16 protein-coding genes and 1 rRNA gene are annotated in these 19,762 nt (G+C 47.1%); 10 read left to right on the plus strand and 7 right to left on the minus strand.

Annotation, left to right across the window (positions count from 1 at the left end):
* The 7 genes from DIJ65_RS11315 to dnaA form a co-directional block, all read right to left on the minus strand.
* Positions 1-64 (minus strand): 16S ribosomal RNA (locus DIJ65_RS11315); the annotation flags it as partial.
* Positions 65-485: 421 nt separating this feature from the next.
* Positions 486-3,059: a DNA gyrase subunit A gene (gene gyrA, locus DIJ65_RS11320; RefSeq protein ID WP_117302324.1), complete on the minus strand. Its 2,574-nt coding sequence runs from the start codon at positions 3,057-3,059 to the stop codon at positions 486-488.
* Between the two features lie 29 nt (positions 3,060-3,088).
* Complete coding sequence (gene gyrB / locus DIJ65_RS11325) at positions 3,089-5,017, minus strand: DNA topoisomerase (ATP-hydrolyzing) subunit B (RefSeq protein ID WP_117302326.1); 1,929 nt, start codon at positions 5,015-5,017, stop codon at positions 3,089-3,091.
* A 206-nt stretch (positions 5,018-5,223) separates the two neighbouring features.
* Entirely contained in the window at positions 5,224-6,336 is a 1,113-nt protein-coding gene (recF, locus tag DIJ65_RS11330; protein ID WP_071152276.1) for a DNA replication/repair protein RecF, read from the minus strand.
* Complete coding sequence (gene yaaA, locus DIJ65_RS11335; protein ID WP_071152278.1) at positions 6,326-6,565, minus strand: S4 domain-containing protein YaaA; 240 nt, start codon at positions 6,563-6,565, stop codon at positions 6,326-6,328. Before yaaA ends, recF begins: the two co-directional genes overlap by 11 nt.
* A gap of 108 nt (positions 6,566-6,673) precedes the next feature.
* Positions 6,674-7,810 carry a DNA polymerase III subunit beta gene (gene dnaN / locus DIJ65_RS11340; RefSeq protein WP_071152275.1) on the minus strand — a complete coding sequence of 379 codons (1,137 nt, stop codon included), beginning with the start codon at positions 7,808-7,810 and terminating at the stop codon, positions 6,674-6,676.
* Positions 7,811-7,981: 171 nt separating this feature from the next.
* Entirely contained in the window at positions 7,982-9,325 is a 1,344-nt protein-coding gene (gene dnaA / locus DIJ65_RS11345) for a chromosomal replication initiator protein DnaA (protein ID WP_071152274.1), read from the minus strand.
* 481 nt (positions 9,326-9,806) lie between these two features.
* On the opposite strand from dnaA, the gene rpmH reads away from it, so the two are divergent.
* The 10 genes from rpmH (at position 9,807) to DIJ65_RS11395 (ending at position 19,752) form a co-directional block, all read left to right on the plus strand.
* Positions 9,807-9,944 carry a 50S ribosomal protein L34 gene (rpmH, locus tag DIJ65_RS11350; protein WP_033544046.1) on the plus strand — a complete coding sequence of 46 codons (138 nt, stop codon included), beginning with the start codon at positions 9,807-9,809 and terminating at the stop codon, positions 9,942-9,944.
* 284 nt (positions 9,945-10,228) lie between these two features.
* Positions 10,229-10,570: a ribonuclease P protein component gene (gene rnpA, locus DIJ65_RS11355; protein WP_117302328.1), complete on the plus strand. Its 342-nt coding sequence runs from the start codon at positions 10,229-10,231 to the stop codon at positions 10,568-10,570.
* A gap of 223 nt (positions 10,571-10,793) precedes the next feature.
* Complete coding sequence (yidC, locus tag DIJ65_RS11360; RefSeq protein WP_117302329.1) at positions 10,794-11,573, plus strand: membrane protein insertase YidC; 780 nt, start codon at positions 10,794-10,796, stop codon at positions 11,571-11,573.
* Positions 11,570-12,331 (plus strand): RNA-binding cell elongation regulator Jag/EloR, encoded by a 762-nt coding sequence (jag, locus tag DIJ65_RS11365; RefSeq protein ID WP_071151787.1) that lies wholly within the window; start codon positions 11,570-11,572, stop codon positions 12,329-12,331. The genes yidC and jag overlap by 4 nt, the downstream gene beginning before the upstream one ends.
* A 416-nt stretch (positions 12,332-12,747) precedes the next feature.
* Positions 12,748-14,133 (plus strand): tRNA uridine-5-carboxymethylaminomethyl(34) synthesis GTPase MnmE, encoded by a 1,386-nt coding sequence (gene mnmE / locus DIJ65_RS11370; protein ID WP_117302331.1) that lies wholly within the window; start codon positions 12,748-12,750, stop codon positions 14,131-14,133.
* A gap of 22 nt (positions 14,134-14,155) precedes the next feature.
* Positions 14,156-16,045 carry a tRNA uridine-5-carboxymethylaminomethyl(34) synthesis enzyme MnmG gene (gene mnmG / locus DIJ65_RS11375; RefSeq protein WP_117302333.1) on the plus strand — a complete coding sequence of 630 codons (1,890 nt, stop codon included), beginning with the start codon at positions 14,156-14,158 and terminating at the stop codon, positions 16,043-16,045.
* A 286-nt stretch (positions 16,046-16,331) separates the two neighbouring features.
* A complete protein-coding gene (rsmG, locus tag DIJ65_RS11380; protein ID WP_117302335.1) occupies positions 16,332-17,045 on the plus strand; it encodes a 16S rRNA (guanine(527)-N(7))-methyltransferase RsmG in 714 nt (237 codons plus the stop codon).
* Positions 17,046-17,150: 105 nt separating this feature from the next.
* The gene (noc, locus tag DIJ65_RS11385) at positions 17,151-18,011 is read left to right on the plus strand and encodes a nucleoid occlusion protein (RefSeq protein WP_117302337.1); all 861 of its coding nucleotides are present in this window, start codon (positions 17,151-17,153) and stop codon (positions 18,009-18,011) included.
* Positions 18,012-18,164: 153 nt separating this feature from the next.
* Positions 18,165-18,926 (plus strand): ParA family protein, encoded by a 762-nt coding sequence (locus DIJ65_RS11390; RefSeq protein WP_117302339.1) that lies wholly within the window; start codon positions 18,165-18,167, stop codon positions 18,924-18,926.
* Positions 18,919-19,752, plus strand: coding sequence for a ParB/RepB/Spo0J family partition protein (locus DIJ65_RS11395; protein WP_117302341.1), 834 nt, complete (start codon positions 18,919-18,921; stop codon positions 19,750-19,752). Before DIJ65_RS11390 ends, DIJ65_RS11395 begins: the two co-directional genes overlap by 8 nt.
* Positions 19,753-19,762 lie beyond the last annotated feature (10 nt).

The following is a 19,762-nucleotide window of genomic DNA, read 5'->3' on the forward strand; positions in this document are numbered from 1 at the left end:
CGACTTGCATGTATTAGGCATGCCGCCAGCGTTCGTCCTGAGCCAGGATCAAACTCTCCATTATAGAGTAGTGTTGATTGCTCAATACTGCTGGCGCATCGCCGTCCGAAGACAAGCGATTCGCTTTTGATCTGCACGAATGCTGATCAGTAAGTTAAGTCACGAACCCAAGTAGTTCGAAGGCGGTGCTCCGATCGCCCGAAGGCGACCATCGCAAAAGCCGTTCTCGCGCCAAGGCGCTCGTGACGTCTTTCGTTGACGTTTTGCTGTTCAGTTTTCAAGGTTCAAATTATAACGCCGCGCTCTTTGGCGACTTGATAAATATACCACGCAGGCAAGGCTGCGTCAACAGGAAACCTAAAAAAACTTCTGATTCGGGTGATTTGTTTTCAATGATTATTTTTTGGTTCAATTGCAAAAAAATTCCGTTAATAAAAATGGCCGAAAAAAAAGAACCCGCAAAGCTTTCAGCGGGTTCCTAAAATTTATTCTTCAGTTTCTTCAGGCAGTTCTTCAACGCTTTCCGCTGCATCGTCGGATACAACTTCATCTTCCGCGTAAACGTCTGCGCCAGCACTTTCTTCTATAAGAAGCTCATCGTCGCCTTCCTCTTCTGGTTCCGGCAAATCGATGTCTTTCTTGACCTTCGCAACTGTTGCGACGATCTCGTCTTCGCTCAAACGAATCAGACGGACACCCTGCGTGCTTCTGCCGGTGGTGGAGATATCATTGACATCCATACGGATCAGTACGCCATTGACGGTGATCAGCATGATGTCCTCCGTGCCATTGACGGTCCGGACTGCAACAAGCGGTCCATTCTTATCAGTGATCTGGCACGTTTTAATCCCCATTCCTCCCCGCGACTGGACGCGGTATTCGGATTCTTTCGTTTGTTTGCCGTAACCATTTTCCGTAATGACCAGGACATTGTCTTCGGGATCCAAAATTTCCATGCCTACGACTTTGTCGCCTTCACGTAAACGGATGCCGCGGACGCCGCTTGCTGTCCGGCCCATGCTGCGGATATCGGTTTCCGGGAAGCGGATCAGTGCACCATTGCGTGTTCCGATAACCATTTCCTTCGTGCCGTCTGTCAGTTTGACTGATATCAGCTCATCTTCTTCACGCAGGCCGATGGCAATCAAACCATTTTGGCGGATATTGGCATAATTTGTTACCGGAGTCCGTTTGCTGATTCCATCACGGGTAGTAAAGAAGAAGAATGCATCTTCCTTGAACTCCTCCACACGGATTACAGCGGTAACTTTTTCTTCTTTGCCGATTTCAAGCAGATTCACGAGTGGCAGCCCTTTTGCAGTGCGGCCATATTCCGGAATCTGATAGCCTTTTTTCCGGTAGACTTTCCCTTTGTTCGTGAAGAACAGGATCGTGTCATGGGTAGAGGTATATAGAAGGTGTTCTACGAAATCGTCTTCATTTGTCCCCATTCCCTGAACGCCGCGTCCTCCGCGTTTTTGGCTGCGGTAAGTGTTTGCAGGCAGGCGCTTGATGTAACCGTTATGAGTCAGTGTAAGAACTGAATCTTCGCGGGGGATCAAATCTTCGTCTTCGAACATTTCAGAGCCGCCCGTAGTGATTTCCGTTCTTCTTGCATCGTTGAAGCGCTCTTTGATTTCCAGCATTTCTTCACGGATGATTTCAATGATCCGGTATTCGTTAGCCAGAATTTCACGAAGTTCTTCAATTATTTTGACCAACCCAAGATATTCATCTTCGATTTTATCGCGTTCCAGGCCTGTTAAGCGCTGGAGGCGCATATCGAGAATGGCCTGTGATTGGCGCTCGGAAAGGTTGAAATCGTTCATCAGACCATTGCGTGCTTCTTCTGCTGTCTGGGATCCGCGTATTAATGCAATGATGGCGTCGATATGATCAAGTGCAATACGCAAGCCTTCCAGAATGTGTGCGCGGTCTTCCGCTTTTTGCAAATCGAACTGGGTGCGGCGGCGGATGACCACTTTCTGGTGCTCCAGATAATGGAATAATACATCTCTCAGTCCCAGAACCTTCGGATGTCCATCTACAAGAGCCAGCATATTAATGCCGAAGCTTGTCTGCATCGCTGTTTGCTTGTAAAGGTTATTCAATAGGACATTGGCACTCGCATCGCGGCGAACTTCGATGACAACACGCATTCCATTTCTGTCAGATTCATCGCGAAGGTCGGTGATGCCATCGATTTTCTTGTCCCGCACCAATTCAGCGATTTTCTCAATGAGGCGTGCTTTATTGACCTGATACGGTAATTCATGGATCAGGATTGTTTCACGGCCATTCGGTTTTGTTTCTATTTCTACCACTGAACGGATAAGAACGGAACCTTTGCCGGTTTCGTAAGCGCGGCGAATGCCGCTCCGACCCAGGATAATGCCGCCGGTCGGGAAATCCGGTCCGGAAACATATTCCATCAATTCTTCCGTTGTAATAGCCGGATTTTCCGCCAATGCCAAAACGGCGTCAATCGTTTCGCCAAGATTATGCGGCGGAATATTCGTAGCCATACCGACTGCAATCCCTGAAGTACCGTTGACCAATAAGTTCGGGAAACGGGCTGGCAGGACGACCGGTTCTTTTTCCTGGCCATCGTAGTTTTCTTTATAGTCGATCGTGTTTTTATTCAGGTCACGCAATATTTCCATCGAAATTTTGGACATTCTGGATTCCGTATAACGCATAGCAGCTGCCGCATCACCATCTACAGACCCGAAATTTCCGTGTCCGTCGACAAGCATATAGCGATAACTGAAATCCTGCGCCATTCTTACCATCGTTTCATAAACTGCACTGTCGCCGTGCGGGTGATATTTACCAATTACGTCCCCGACGATACGAGCAGATTTTTTATAGGCTTTATCGGAAGTGATCCCAAGATCGTGCATTGCATAAAGGATTCGCCGATGGACCGGTTTCAATCCATCACGCACATCCGGCAGGGCACGGGAGACGATGACGCTCATTGCATAGTCCAAAAACGACGTGCGCATCTCCGTGCTTATATTTATTTCTTCTACTCCACTGCTAGGCCGTTCCGCCATATCCGCAGCCCCCTCTCACCTGTATCACCTTACACATCCAAATTCTTAACATAACGGGCATTTTCTTCAATGAAGTTCCGGCGCGGTTCAACGTCATCCCCCATGAGAATGTGGAATGTCTCGTCTGCCGTCATGGCATCATTTAATGTTACCTGCAGCAATGTCCGGACATCCGGATCCATTGTCGTATCCCACAACTGTGTTGCGTTCATCTCACCGAGTCCTTTGTAGCGCTGAATATTCGGTTTCGGATTACTCGACAGATTCGCCAATGCTTCTTTCAATTGTGCATCAGTATAAACATATTCCACATGCTTGCCCTGTTTGATCTGGAATAAAGGCGGCTGAGCGATATATATATAGCCGGCTTCAATCAACGGGCGCATATAACGGAAGAAGAAAGTCAACAGCAGCGTGCGGATATGGGCACCGTCAACATCGGCATCAGTCATAATAACCACTTTATGGTAACGGGCTTTTTGAAGATTAAACTCTTCTCCAATGCCGGTTCCAAGCGCGGTAATGATATTGCGGATCTCCGCGTTTGAGAGAATTTTGTCGAGACGGGCTTTTTCAACATTCAGGATTTTCCCACGCAGTGGCAGAATGGCCTGGAAGTGGCGGTCACGGCCTGATTTTGCCGAGCCTCCCGCTGAGTCACCCTCAACGATATAAATTTCACTGACTTTCGGGTCACGCGAAGAACAATCCGCCAGTTTGCCCGGCAGGCTTGAAACTTCAAGAACCGATTTGCGGCGTGTAAATTCCCGGGCCTTTTTAGCCGCCATGCGTGCGTGCGATGCCATAACGCCTTTTTCGACGATTTTGCGTGCCGTAGAAGGATTTTCAAGCATAAAGCGCTCAAATCCGCCTGAAAACAGGTTATTGACGATTGTGCTGACTTCCGTATTGCCCAATTTCGTTTTTGTTTGTCCTTCGAATTGAGGGTCCGGGTGTTTTATGGAGATGATGGCTGTTAAACCTTCACGCACGTCATCACCCGACAAATTTGTTTCCACTTCTTTGAGCATGCCGTTTTTTCGGCCGTAATCATTGATGACGCGCGTCAAAGCCGTCTTAAAGCCGGATTCGTGCGTTCCGCCTTCGTGGGTGTTGATATTATTGGCAAACGAGAAAATATTGGCTGCGTAGCCGGCATTATACTGCATGGCTACTTCAACCGTGATACCTTCTTTTTCCGCTTCCACAAAAATCGCTTCTTCATGGATCGCGTCTTTTGATTTATTTAAATGTTCGACGTAGGACTTGATCCCACCCTCGAAATGATAGTTTTTCTCTTTTTCTTCGCCTTCTCGCTCATCGGCCACAACGATTTTCAAGCCGCGGTTCAAATAAGCCAGTTCGCGCAAACGGTGATCAAGGATATCGAATTCATAAACGGTGGTTTCCTTGAAGATATCGCCATCGGCTTTGAAACGGATCGTCGTTCCTGTGTGGTCGGATTCTCCGATGACATTCAATTCTTCTGTCACCGCTCCGCGTTCGAATTTGATGTAATGGCGTTTTGAATCACGGTTTACATAAACTTCTGTCACTTCTGACAAAGCATTTACCACCGAAGCGCCTACTCCGTGAAGTCCGCCCGACACTTTATATCCGCCGCCGCCGAATTTACCGCCGGCATGAAGTACAGTCATGATGACTTCGACAGCCGGACGTCCCATTTTCTCCTGCATACCAACCGGAATTCCCCGACCGTTATCTTCGACGCGGATCCAGTTGTCTTTTTCAATTGTCACTTTGATTTGATCGCAATGACCGGCAAGCGCTTCATCGATACTGTTATCGACAATTTCCCACACCAAATGATGAAGGCCGCGTGAACCCGTCGAACCGATATACATCCCCGGTCTTTTTCGGACAGCTTCCAACCCTTCCAGTACCTGGATTTGATTGGCGCCATATGAGTCTTGAAGTTTGTTTTCTTCCATAGCCATTCCACCCACCTGCTCTTTCTTACAACATTTCTATTTCCCGTGGCACGCTGTAACTCTCTGGACTGTTTATCTATTAGTTAATGAAATTCCAATTTTTCCGATTCGCATTGCCATCCGCACAAAAACGCCGCCATTTACAGTACATGCCAGATGACGGCCCAGCTTCAGTTATTCGGATGATCCGGGACTGTACGCACCTTCTTATTTTACTCTTTGACAGTTCCATTTGTTACTTCAAAGAGGCGGGCGTTTTGAATCGTTTCATGCTGAATTCCATCTACACTGGTGGTGGTCACAAATGTCTGGACCGAACCGCGTATCGTATTTAGCAAATGGGACTGGCGGTAATCGTCCAATTCCGACAACACATCATCCAGCAACAAAACCGGAGGCTCTCCCACTTCCTGTTTGATCAGCTCGATTTCAGCCAATTTCAGTGACAGGGCGGTGGTACGCTGCTGGCCCTGGGAGCCGTAAGTCTGGACATCATAGCCATTGACGAAGAATTGGAGCTCATCCCGATGAGGACCGACAAGCGTCACTCCGCGGTCAATTTCCCTTTTTCTGACTTCCACCAGCTTCTCCCCTAAAAAAGACGCCATTTTTTCTGGCGTCCAATCGGGATCCAAACCGCTGATTGGCTGGTAGCGGATTTCCAGTTGCTCGAGTCCCCTGGAAATTCCCTCGTGGATTGGAGCTGCCCATTTTTGAAGAAGTTCCATAAAATGGAATCTCTTGCGGATGATTTTTACCGCTGCTTCTATAAATTGATCCGTGTAGACATCGAACATGACGTCATTGATCGATTGTTTGCCGTAATGTTGTTTCAATATATGATTCCGCTGTTTCAGCAGCTTCTGATAAGTCAGAAGGTCATGCAGGTAAACCGGCGAAATCTGGCCGATTTCCATGTCGATAAACCGCCGCCGCACCTGGGGGCTGCCTTTCACAAGATGCAGATCCTCCGGGGCGAACATGACAACGTTCAGTTGCCCGATGTAATCGCTGAGCCTGCGCTGTTCCAGGTGATTGACTTTCGCAGTCTTGCCTTTTTTGGATAAGGTGATTTCAAGCGGCAGTTTGCCGTATTTACGGTATACATCAGCTTTTATTTTACCATATTCCGCATCCCAGCGTATCAGTTCCTTATCATTGGAAGTGCGATGGGATTTGGCCATCGACAGCACGTACAATGCTTCCATGATATTGGTCTTGCCTTGCGCGTTCTCTCCTATAAAAACATTGATCTCCGGGGAAAACGACAGCTCCAGCTTTTCGTAGTTGCGGTAATTCAGGAGCTCGAGACGGTCAATCCGCATCGAAGCTCATGCCTTCGGCGACGACAATGCGAAATTCCCCCGCCTCTGGAATTGATACCGTGTCTTCCGGACGCAGCTTTCTTCCTCTGCGATTTTCCGCTTCTCCATTGACGAAAACCTCATGTTCGCTCAGGAACCATTTCGCCATTCCGCCCGAATTGATTATATCTGTCATTTTCAATAATTGTCCCAAAGTTATAAATTCTGTCTCAATACCGATTTCTTTCAAAATGCACTCATCCTTCAATTCGTAGTCTATCCCTCTATTTTACCCTATTTACCCCCAGAAGTAAAAAAGGATAGCCTCTATGGGCTATCCTGAGGTGTTGCTGGTTATTTAATATGTCCGGACAGGAAGAATCAGCTGAAGAATCGAATCATCCAACGCTGATTTCAGAACGAATGGGCGCATAGCACCTGAGAATTGAATGACCACATCCTGCCCATCAATCGCTTTTAAAGCATCCATCATGAATTTCGCGCTGAAGGAGATTTTCAGATCTTCCCCTTCTATACTTTGTGCCTGCAGCTGCTCTTCCACTTTACCGACTTCCGGTGAATTGGAAGAAACTTCGACATCATTGCCTTCTGCAGCTGAGAAGCGGACCACATTATTGCGTTCTTCGCGTGCCAATAAAGAAGCGCGGTCAATTGCCTGCAGCAACGATCGGCCGTTTACTGTGACAGTTGTTTTATATTCCGCCGGAATCAGGCGGGACGTATCCGGATAATTTCCTTCCAATAATCTTGAGAAGAAAAGAATATGCTTCGATTTGAAAAGTACCTGCTGGTTTGTCATGACGATTTCAACCGGTTCGGAATTGTCATCAAGAATCTTATTCAGCTCGTTCAGGCTCTTTCCTGGAATGACGACACTGTATTCGCCTTCCGGCAGAGTTTCCAATTTCGTTTTTCGGCGCGCAAGACGGTGGCTGTCGGTCGCGACACACACCAGTTCCCCATCTTTGACTTCCCAGTGCACGCCGGTAAGGACCGGACGCGTTTCTGAACTGGAAACGGCAAACACGGTTTCACGGTTGATTGTCTTCAATAGATCCGCCGGGATTGTGAACAGGCGGTCATCCTGGATTTCAGGAAGCTGTGGATAATCCATTGCATCCAAGCCAATTAGATGAAATTCGGATTTACCTGAACGAATATGTGTCTGGAAGTTTCCGGTGATTTCAATTTCGACATCATTAGTCGGCAATTTGCGGATGATTTCCCCGAATACTTTCGCCTGGAGAACAATGCTTCCTCCCTGTGCCACCCGGATGATCTGTTCGCCGTCTTCTTCAGCCGGGATGAAAGTCTGGATCGTGATATCTGAATCACTGCCCGTCAATCTCATTCCTTCTGAAGAAACGTCCATTTTGATCCCTGTCAAAATCGGGATCGTTGTTTTTGAACTGACTGCTTTCATTACATCGTTTAATCCTTCAACTAACCGTTCTCGCATTATCTCGAATTTCATTGTCGAACCTCGCTTATATATATTTTGTTTAAAGCTTTTAAAGTAATAATAGTAGTAGGGCCTGTGAATATGTGGATAACCCCTTTTTTCTGAAACTGTGCGGCTTATCCACATGTAGATAAGCTGTGTGTAAGCCACTGTACTATTTCGGGGTTTATCCACAGCTTCTTTTTACTTGGTAAGGGCTTTTTTGATGTCCTTGACGTCCTGCTGAAGCTGCTGGTTGTCTTTCAGCATCGTTGAAATCTTTTCGTGGGCATGGATGACCGTGGTATGGTCGCGCCCGCCGAATTCTTCCCCGATTTTCGGCAATGAAAAATCAGTAAGCTCCCTCGAAAGGTACATGGCTACCTGCCTTGGGTAGGCGATGTCTTTTGTCCGGCGTTTTGTCTTGAAATCATCAATTTTTATGTTGAATTGATCTCCGACTGCATGCTGGATGTCCAGAATCGTGATGACTTTCGGTTTTGCATTCGGCATGATATCTTTCAGCGCTTCTGCAGCAAGATCCGCGCTCATATCGCGATTGATCAAAGACGAATAGGCCACTACGCGGATCAATGCGCCTTCAAGTTCACGGATGTTCGAATCGATGGAATTGGCGATATACGTCATTACATCGTTCGGGATATCCAGGCCGTCCGCTTTCGCCTTTTTGCGCAGGATGGCAATCCGTGTTTCCAGGTCAGGCGGTGTAATATCCGTTATTAAACCCCATTCGAAACGCGACCGCAAGCGGTCTTCTAGTGTCGGAATCTCTTTGGGCGGCCGATCGCTGGAGATGATGATCTGTTTGGATTCTTCGTGCAGCGTATTAAAGGTATGGAAAAATTCTTCCTGTGTCTGCTCTTTTCCGGCCAAAAACTGAATGTCGTCAATCAGAAGAATGTCGACACTCCGGTATTTATTGCGGAAATCGACGGTTTGGTTATCCCGTATGGAATTGATGAATTCGTTGGTGAATTTTTCCGAAGACAAATAAACCACTTTGGCATTCGGGTTGTGTTCCAGGACATAATGTCCGATTGCGTGCATGAGGTGGGTCTTGCCAAGTCCTACGCCCCCGTAGATGAACAGCGGATTATAGGCTTTTGCGGGAGCTTCGGCCACTGCGAGAGATGCAGCGTGCGCGAAACGGTTGCCTGACCCAATTACAAACGTATCGAATGTGTATTTGGGGTTCAGCATTCCCGGCAAAAATTCCTGCTGGTCATTCTGGCCCGGCTTTATGCGGGGCGCTGGAAGCTGAAAATCGTCCATGTCCTGATCTTTGGGCACAACAAATTTTATCAGCAGATCGTCGCCTGTCAGATCCGAAAGAATTCCTGTTATCAGATGGACGTAATGGTTTTCAAGCCAGTCGCGTGCAAATGAATTCGGAGCGGATATGGTGACGGTATCACCCTGATAAGTCAAAAGTTTTGTTGATTTTAACCATGTTTCAAAACTAGGTTTGGAGATTTTTGTTTCAACTTTGGCTAAGACACTCGACCAGATTTCGTCTAAGTGTTCCAATAGCTCTTCTCCTTTATATGTAAAATATTTTTTAAGTATATCATACACAAAACCACAGCCTGTGGATAACATTGATGAACAGCTTGTTGAATAACTATCCACACCTTACCCACAGTTTGTGGATAAGTATTTCGGTATAAAAATTATCAACAAGTGAAAACAAGTTAATGTTACCAAAAAAGAATAGACAATACAAGGATTTCTTATACTTATCCACATAACCGCAACAGTGCACAATGGAGCTGTCCACATGGGGTTCCTATGTGCGGAACTTGTAGATAAGGGGTGTGGATAATTATTTTACCGAAAAAAGTTCTGCACAGCAAATCCGGAAAACTTTTTTATGAATGTGGATAACATTATGGAGGGAGAATAAATGGACTTGGAATAATACATTGACATTTGATGGGCCCACCCCTTACAATAGTCAAGACTGTCTTTAAAAAAATATAGTTAACTCTCAATTCAGGAGGTGTCATGTATGACATTGCGCACATATCAACCAAATAAACGTAAACACAGCAAAGTACACGGCTTCAGAGCACGTATGAGCACAAAGAACGGACGTCGCGTTATCGCAGCACGCCGTCGTAAAGGAAGAAAAGTATTATCAGCTTAAGTCCACTGACCGCATCAGTGGTCTTTTTTTTCATTTAAAGAGAAAAGCGACGGCACCCGAAGAGCTGGGTCGCCGGAGTCTGGACAGAGAAAAGCGACGGCACCCGTTAAGCTCCGACAGGCTTAAGATGAACTTCCGAAGCGGCGATCTTTGCCGCACAGGAAGGGCAGCTTAAGTCCGAGGAGTTGGGTCGCCGGAGTCTGGACAGGGAAACGCTTCTTTACAAAGAATTTCAATTTTTATAAGCTGTACTTTCTTATATAGCCTAATAAGCAGGTGAAAAAATGAATAAGCATCAACGGATCAAGAAGGATAAAGAATTTCAAAGAGTATTCAAGCAGGGAAAGTCATTCGCGAACCGTCAATTCATTGTCTATATGCTGAAAAGCGACCAGCCCGAATTGAGGATTGGTTTATCCGTCAGCAAGAAAGTCGGCAACGCAGTGACGAGAAATCGCATCAAGCGCTATATCAGGCAAGCTTTCCTCGAAATGGAGGATGAGCTGGTGCCGAATGCGGATTATGTTATCATCGCCAGGCAACAGGCGGCCACCATGGATTTCCATGAAAGCAAGAAAAGCTTGCAGCATGTTTTAAAAATTGCCCGAGCCTTGCCAAAGAGGTAGAAAGCGCACCAAAGGGAATGTTATTATAGAAGTAAATTTAGAAGTTGAATGAAAGAATCAGCCTGAATATGCCGTTTCGGCCAGAGCAAAGAGTATGCTCCTGCGCAAGCTCGTCGCAAAGGTGGTGCCATCTTCGTATGGCACATCTTCGCTGTTTTGCGGAATATCGGCTGGTGCAGTGATTTATTTCAACTTATTTAGAAATCAGTTTGGGGGAAGAAGCTTGAACAAGCGTAATTTATTGCTTATCGCGCTGATAGGCGTTGCCTTGCTTTTATCCGGTTGTACGGAATTCGATCAGCCGATCAACAGCGACAGTGACGGGTTCTGGAATGAATTCATCGTCTGGCCACTCGTATCAGCCATCACTTATTTTAAGGACCTGCTTGGAACCTATGCATTCGGGATCATCGCAGTAACGATCATTATCCGATTGGTCATGCTGCCATTGATGATCAAACAGACGCGCAGCTCGAAGCGCATGCAGGAAGTTCAGCCGGAACTCAAGAAGCTGAAAGAAAAATATAAATCAAAAGATGCTGTAACCCAGCAGAAATACCAAAAAGAAATGATGGCGATGTTCCAGGAAAAAGGAGTCAACCCGATGGCGGGCTGTCTGCCGGTTGTGGTCCAGATGCCCGTTCTTATCGGTTTCTATCACGCAATCAGCCGTATGAACAGTACTCCTGAGATCAATCTTGGTTCATTCCTCATTTTTCCGCTGGCAGAACCAAGCATCATTTTGGCGGTTATCGCCGGGTTGATGCAATATGTGGTGTTGCGTACAGGACCTGCAATGGACAATCCGCAAATGAAGGCGATGATGTATTTCATGCCGGTCATGATCATCGGTTTCGGTATCATTTTGCCATCAGCATTGACGTTGTATTGGGTAATCGGAAATATCATTTCATTGATTCAGAACATGTTCATCTACCGTCCATGGGAAAAGAAAGAAGTGCAGCAACCTGTTAAAACGAAAGCAGGAGGGGCTAAAAAGTGAAACAGATTACGCAGACGGGTACAACTGTTGAAAACGCGATATCTGCAGCATTAGAAAAACTCCAAGTTACACGCGAAGAAGTGAGCATTACCGTCATTCAGCAAGAGAAAAAAGGGTTTTTCGGATTTGGCGCCAAGGAGGCCGAAGTGGAAGTGACGGTGAATACACCAGAGCCCGCATCGGCAGAAAGCGGCAAAGAAACCGAAATTCCTGTGCTGACTGAAGAACAGATTGAAAGAAGTACTGAAAAAGAGGGACAAGAGGAAGGATTCGGCAAAGAGCCGGAAAATTCCCGTGCCTCGAATGACCAGGCGATTGAAGAAACGAAGAAATACTTACAGGCCATTGCCAAAGAAATGGGCATCGACGATTTGTCGATCAGCCATAAGGTAAAAGGTAAGCAAGCCAGTTTTTATCTGGAAAGCGAAAAAGTGGCGATGCTGATCGGAAAAAGAGGGCATACCTTGAATTCGCTTCAGCAATTGGCGCAATTGGTGGCCAATAAACACGCAAAAGGATTCATAATGGTGGAATTGGACGCGGAAAATTACCGCGAACGCCGCCAGGAGACATTGGAGCAGCTGGCCGATCGGATGGCTGACAAAGCGATCCGCACCGGAAGCCGTGTCCAATTTGAACCGATGCCATCCTATGAACGCAAAGTAATTCACCAGGCCTTGTCGAGACGCCTTGATATCGACACCTTTTCGGAAGGGAAAGATCCGAACCGCTATCTGGTCATCGAACCGCTGCGATAATAAAAAGCAGTCCGCTTGTAAAAAAGCGGGCTGTTTTTTTATTGGACGGAAAGTGAACTGTGGCCCGAGAGAGGGAAAAGGGGAAGAAAAAGCGGTTTGGGATGGAGAGAGCGGCAGGAAATGGAGTGAAATAGGACAAAAGCCTGGCATTGAGTAAATATGCATGGAAATGAGTAGGGAATGACCGATGAATAACACTGAATAAAATTACGCGTAAGAAGTTCTCTGTCTTTCGGTTCAGAGAGAATTATGCTAATGTAATATGTTAGAAAGTCATGTACTTTTCTCGTTGTCCACATGTGGACAACTTTTTTTAAGAGCAAAGGAAATTGGATGGACGAAAAGAGAAAGTGGCGGGTGTGGATAAGTATTCCGGCCCGGCATTTGATTTTTCTGCACATAGAGGAGGATACATCATGGAGTTCGATACGATTGCTGCGATATCGACACCCAGCGGCGAAGGGGCCATCGCCATTGTCCGTTTGAGCGGACCGGAGGCGATTTCGATCGCCGACCGCCTGTTCCGCGCGGCGAGCGGACAAACGTTGGCGACCCAGCCGACGCATACTATTCATTACGGCCATCTTCGGGATCCGTGGACAGAGGAAACAGTCGAAGAAGTGATGCTGTCATTCATGAAGGGACCGAAAACCTTCACCCGGGAAGACGTCATCGAGATTAATTGCCACGGGGGAATCGTTTCGGTCAACCGTGTGCTGCAGTTAGTCCTGCGCGCCGGGGCACGGCTTGCGGAGCCGGGTGAATTCACCAAGCGCGCATTCCTCAATGGCCGCATCGATCTGTCTCAGGCGGAAGCGGTGATGGATTTGATTCGCGCCAAGACGGACCGTGCCATGGACGTGGCGCTCGGGCAGATGGAAGGGCGGCTGTCGAAACTTATCGGCACATTGCGCCAGGCCCTGCTCGAGTCGATTGCCCAGATGGAAGTCAATATCGATTATCCGGAATACGACGACGTCGAAGAAATGACGCGGCCGATGATGCTGGAGAAGGCAAAATGGGTCCAGGCGGAAATCGACAAGCTGCTGCAGACTTCCTCCCAGGGGAAAATTCTCCGGGAAGGTCTTTCGACCGTCATCGTGGGACGGCCGAACGTCGGGAAATCATCGCTGCTGAACAGCCTGGTACAGGAAAATAAAGCCATCGTAACTGAAATTGCGGGCACGACCCGTGATATAATAGAGGAATACGTGAATGTGCGCGGCGTACCGCTCCGGCTGGTCGATACGGCCGGAATCCGGGAAACCGAGGACATTGTCGAACGCATCGGCGTGGAACGTTCCCGCAAAGTGCTGAAGGAAGCGGATCTGATCCTCTACGTACTGAATTACGCGGAAGAACTGACCGAAGAAGACGCCTTATTGTTTGAAGCGGTCAGAGGAATGAATTACATCGTCGTCGTCAATAAAACCGATTTGCCCCGCAAAATTGACTTGGAGCAAATGCAGCAACTGGCAGGCGATCATTTGATGGTGACGACTTCTTTAATAGAAGAAGAAGGAATCGATCAGCTCGAACAGGCCATTGCGGAGCTGTTTTTTGAAGGTGAAATCGAAGCAGGGGATATGACGTATGTTTCAAATGCACGCCATATCTCATTATTGCACCAGGCGCACCAAACCATTTCGGATGCCATTGCAGCCGCAGAAATGGACGTGCCGGTCGATATGATCCAAATAGATGTTACACGAACGTGGGAACTACTGGGGGAAATCATCGGCGATACAGCGGATGACGGACTCCTGAACCAATTATTCTCACAGTTCTGCCTAGGGAAATAAAATTCGAAGGGAATGAACGGACATGCCACAATTTGAAGCAGGCACGTTCGATGTAATCGTTGTAGGAGCGGGACATGCAGGTGCTGAAGCAGCACTGGCCTCTGCCCGCATGGGAGCCGAGACGCTTACCTTGACGATGAATTTGGATATGATCGCATTTATGCCCTGCAACCCGTCCATCGGTGGACCGGCGAAAGGGATCGTAGTACGCGAAATTGACGCACTTGGCGGAGCCATGGGGAGCGTTATCGACAAAACACACATTCAAATGAGAATGTTAAATACAGCAAAAGGGCCGGCTGTGCGCGCACTCCGTGCCCAAGCTGATAAAGTGCTCTACCAGCAGGAAATGAAACGCCTTATGGAAGATGAAGAAAATCTAACCCTGCATCAGGGAGTCGTTGAAAAACTGATTGTTGAAGACGGGACTGTCAAAGGCTTGGTTACACAGGCTGGCGGCATTTACCGCGCCAATTCGGTGGTCATCACGACAGGGACCTTCCTGCGCGGTGAAATCATCATCGGTGACCTCCGCTATTCAAGCGGCCCGAACAACCAGCAGCCATCGATCAAACTGGCTGAGCATCTGGAGGAGCTGGGCTTCGAAACCGTGCGTTTCAAAACCGGCACACCTCCGCGCGTCAACAGCAAAAGCATCGATTACTCAAAAACCGAAATTCAGCCGGGCGACGATGTGCCGCGCGCTTTCGGTTTTGAAACGACGGAATTCATCATGGACCAACTGCCTTGCTGGCTGACGTATACCACTTCTGACACGCACCAGATCATCGATGACAATCTTCATTTGTCGCCGATGTATTCAGGTATGGCAAAAGGGACAGGCCCGCGTTACTGCCCGTCCATCGAAGACAAAATCGTCCGTTTCGCCGACAAGCCGCGCCACCAGATTTTCCTGGAGCCGGAAGGCCGCAACACAAGCGAAGTTTACGTTCAGGGATTGTCGACAAGCCTGCCGGAACACGTGCAGCGCAAACTGCTGGAATCGATTCCGGGACTTGAAAAAGCGGATATGATGCGTGCAGGCTACGCCATCGAATACGATGCGATCGTACCGACGCAATTATGGCCGACACTCGAATCCAAACAAATTGAAAACCTTTATACAGCGGGCCAGATCAACGGCACGTCCGGCTACGAAGAAGCGGCAGGCCAGGGATTGATGGCCGGAATCAATGCAGCAGCGAAAGTGCTGGGCAAAGAAGAAGTGATTCTGAGCCGTTCAGAAGCTTATATCGGCGTGCTGATCGACGACCTCGTCACAAAAGGGACGAGCGAACCTTACCGCCTGCTGACGTCACGTGCGGAATACCGTTTGTTGCTGCGCCATGACAATGCGGATATGCGCCTGACGGAACTGGGCTACAAGCTGGGCATGATCACCGAAGCACGCTATGACCGTTTTATCGAGAAAAAGCAGCGCATTGAAGTGGAAATCGCCCGTTTGCGCAAAGTCATGATCAAGCCGACGGAAGAAACCCAGCAGGCCATCCGGGATGCAAGTGGCAGCGAGCTGAAAGACGGCATCCGCGGGGCAGACCTGTTGAAACGTCCGGAAATGAATTATGAAATGATCGCCAAATTGACACCATCTGACATTGAACTCAGCGAAGACATCAAAGAGCAAGTGGAGATTCAGGTGAAGTACGAAGGCTATATCGAAAAATCCCTGCAGCAAGTGGATAAACTCAAAAAGATGGAAAACAAGAAGATTCCGGACCACATCGACTATCATGCGATTTCCGGCATTGCGACAGAAGCGAGAGTGAAAATGTCTGAGGTCAGACCTCTCTCTATTGCACAGGCTTCCCGAATTTCAGGCGTAAACCCTGCTGACATTTCGATTCTTTTGGTGTATATTGAACAAGGAAGAATCGCTAAAGTTTCGGTATGATTTAAAGAATAAATATTAGATACAATTAGTAAGATAAAGAATTATAGTAATCGATATTGCGCAAAACAGCTTCGAAGGCATTAGCCGACGCCTGCGAGGATAATGCCTTTGCGACGAGCAGTGCGCAGGAGCATAATCTTTGCCCTGTCCTAAGCGCCGAAGCGGTTTATGGAACCTGATTTATAAAGATTACAAAAGCCGATTAAAAGGGCTGGGATACACCAGCCCTTTTTACATATGATACGAGTACGCGAAAGTTGAACAAAAAGAGGGAGGAAGAAGCAGATTGAATGAACAGCAATTTAAAGACGCCCTCAGCGAAAAAGGAATAGTGTTGGACGACCGGCAGCTTCGCCAGTTCAGCATTTATTATGAAGAACTGGTCGAGTGGAACGAGAAGATGAATCTGACCGCCATTACGGATCAGCCATCTGTCTATTTAAAGCATTTTTACGATTCGATAACTGCGGCTTTTTATCTCGATTTCACAAAGCCAATGAAGATATGCGATGTAGGAGCAGGAGCCGGATTTCCGAGCATTCCGCTAAAAATCTGTTTCCCGCATCTCCAGGTGACAATTGTGGACTCCTTGAATAAACGGATTCAATTCCTTAACCACTTAAGCGAAAAACTGGAATTGGAAGGGATGGAATTTGTGCATGCCCGCGCCGAAGACTTCGGTCAATCTGCGCACCGCGCGCAATATGATCTGGTGACGGCCCGTGCTGTGGCAAGGTTGTCGGTATTGGCAGAGTTATGTGTACCTCTTGTGAAAAACGGGGGAATATTTGCAGCGATGAAAGCATCTTCTGCAAGGGATGAATTGAAAGATGCCAAACAGGCATTGGACAAACTCGGGGTCAAACTGGAAAGTGTCCATGTGTTCACTTTACCGGTAGAGGAAAGCGAACGTTACCTACAGGTTTTCCGGAAATTCAAGGAAACACCCAAAAAGTATCCGAGAAAACCGGGTGTACCGAATAAATCTCCGATTTCTTAAATTAGATAAACGTAATGTTTCACGTGAAACATTAGCCGAAAGCAGGTATTGCAGCAGGAACAGCGAATTATGTACAAGTGAGCTTTTAAAAGGTGGTGCTTGAGGATGAAAAGTCCTTTTTCACGTTTCTTCGGGGGCGGAGATAAAGAAGAGACAGAAGTTGTCGAGAAACCGGTGAGTGAGGCTTCTGAAGAAGTTGTCAAACTGCCGATTGATAAAATAATTGCGAATAAATTCCAGCCAAGAACGATTTTTGATGAAGGCAAAATCGAAGAATTGGCGCGTACCATTCATATGCACGGCGTTATACAACCAATTGTTGTGCGTGTAGACGAAGATGAAAATTTTGAAATCATTGCAGGGGAACGGCGTTTCCGGGCGATGAAGACATTGGGCTGGGAAGAAGTTCCGGCTATCATCCGTCAATTGAGTGATAAAGAAACGGCGTCCATCGCTTTGATCGAAAACCTCCAACGTGAGGAATTGACGGCAATTGAGGAAGCGAATGCTTACCATAATCTTCTGGAAATCCATGAGATTACACAGGAAGCCCTCGCCCAGCGTTTGGGCAAAGGCCAATCTACGGTATCCAATAAACTCCGATTGCTGAAACTGCCTGAAGAGCTGAAGCAGGCGTTGATGGACCGGGTTATCACGGAACGCCATGCGAGGGTGCTGCTGCAATTGAAGGATCCCGCTGTTCAATTGAAATTCTTTCATGAAACGGTCGAACAGAATTTGAACGTTAAGCAACTGGAAACAAAGGTGAAAAACCATCTGTCGACTGAACCGAAAAAAGCCAAACCGAAACGCAAAGCGTTCAGCCGGGATGTAAGGATTGCGATGAATACGATCAAGCAATCGTTGACGATGGTGACAAAAAGTGGAATCGATGTATCTTCCGAAGAAGAAGAACATGACGATTACTATCAAATAACCGTAAAAATTCCGAAGAAAAAATCATGAAAGTTCTTTCCTGTCAGGGGAAGGCTTTTTTTTAATAGCATTGTAATCATACTGAAGAAATATTTTGATACAATAGAGTGACGGGGAAGGAAACAAACCGATAATGCAGTATCCCCTGAAAATGAGAAAAGCAGAAAGAAAGTTGGTGCAGGTGTGGGTAGAACAATTGCGATCGCCAATCAGAAGGGCGGCGTAGGAAAAACGACATCTTCAGTGAACTTAAGTGCCTGCCTTGCATATTTGGGCCAGAAAGTTCTTTTAATAGATATTGATCCGCAAGGGAACGCAACAAGCGGGGTAGGCGTCAATAAAGGGGACGTCGACCAATGCATTTATGAAGTTCTGATCGACGATGTGGACATCAAGGACACCATTATGGAAACGAAGGTAGAAAATCTTCACCTTGTACCTGCCACTATTTCATTGGCTGGAGCAGAAATCGAATTGGTTTCCACCATATCCAGGGAAGTTCGCCTGAAAAGCGCACTTGAAGAAGTTAAGGGGATGTACGATTACATCATCATTGATTGTCCCCCTTCGCTGGGACTGCTGACCATAAACTCTCTGACAGCTTCAGACGCCATCATCATTCCGGTGCAGTGCGAATACTACGCATTGGAAGGGTTGAGCCAATTATTGAGCACTATCCGCCTTGTCCAGAAGCATTTAAATCATGATTTGATGATTGACGGCGTATTGCTGACGATGCTCGATGCACGGACAAATTTGGGCATCCAAGTTATCGAAGAAGTGAAAAAATATTTTCAGGACAAAGTATACCGGACAATCATTCCGCGGAATGTGCGCTTGAGCGAAGCACCGAGCCACGGTGAACCGATCATCATCTATGATGCAAAATCAAAAGGCGCGGAAATGTATTTAGAATTGGCGAGGGAAGTGATTCGGAATGGCTAAAGGATTGGGCAAAGGGATCAACGCCTTATTTCCAGGTGAAAATTTAACGAAAAATGAAACGGTCAGTCAAATCAACATTTGCGAGATAAAAGAAAATCCGTACCAACCGCGTAAGATTTTCGACAACGCAGCACTGGATGAATTGTCGGAATCTATCAAAGAGCACGGCATCCTGCAGCCGGTAGTGGTCCGAAAAGCTGGCAAGCGCTTTGAACTGGTCGTCGGAGAGCGGCGTTTCCGGGCTGCCAAACTTGCGAAATTAGATGACATTCCAGCGATCATCAAAGAATTGACAGATCAACAAATGATGGAACTTGCTATATTAGAAAATCTTCAACGGGAAGATTTAACACCGATTGAAGAAGCAGAGGCTTATCAAAAATTGATGGAAGCGCTGAATCTGACCCAGGAACAATTGGCATTTCGCTTAGGGAAAAGTCGTCCGCACATAGCGAATCATGTCCGGTTGCTGGCATTGCCGAAAGACGTCCGCCAAATGATTTCCGACAAGAAACTGTCGATGGGGCATGGCCGGACGCTATTGGGATTGCGCTCAAAGAAAATCATTCCTGAAATTGCAGACAAGGTAGTGAAAGACAACCTGAATGTTCGCCAGCTGGAAAATCTGGTGCAGAGGCTGAACGAAGATGTTCCACGTGAAACAATTGAGAAAAAGAAAGATATCTTTATAGAAGAAAAGCAATCTGAACTTCGTGACCGTTTTGGCACGAATGTCCAAATCAAGAAAAACAAGAACAAGGGAAAAATTGAAATCGAGTTTTTCTCGGAAGAAGACCTGGAGCGTATTTTAGAGATTTTGAAGTAACAAGCCGGTG

This window comes from Planococcus salinarum, from assembly GCF_007004625.1.
GTDB classification, from domain to species: Bacteria; Bacillota; Bacilli; order Bacillales_A; family Planococcaceae; genus Planococcus; species Planococcus salinarum.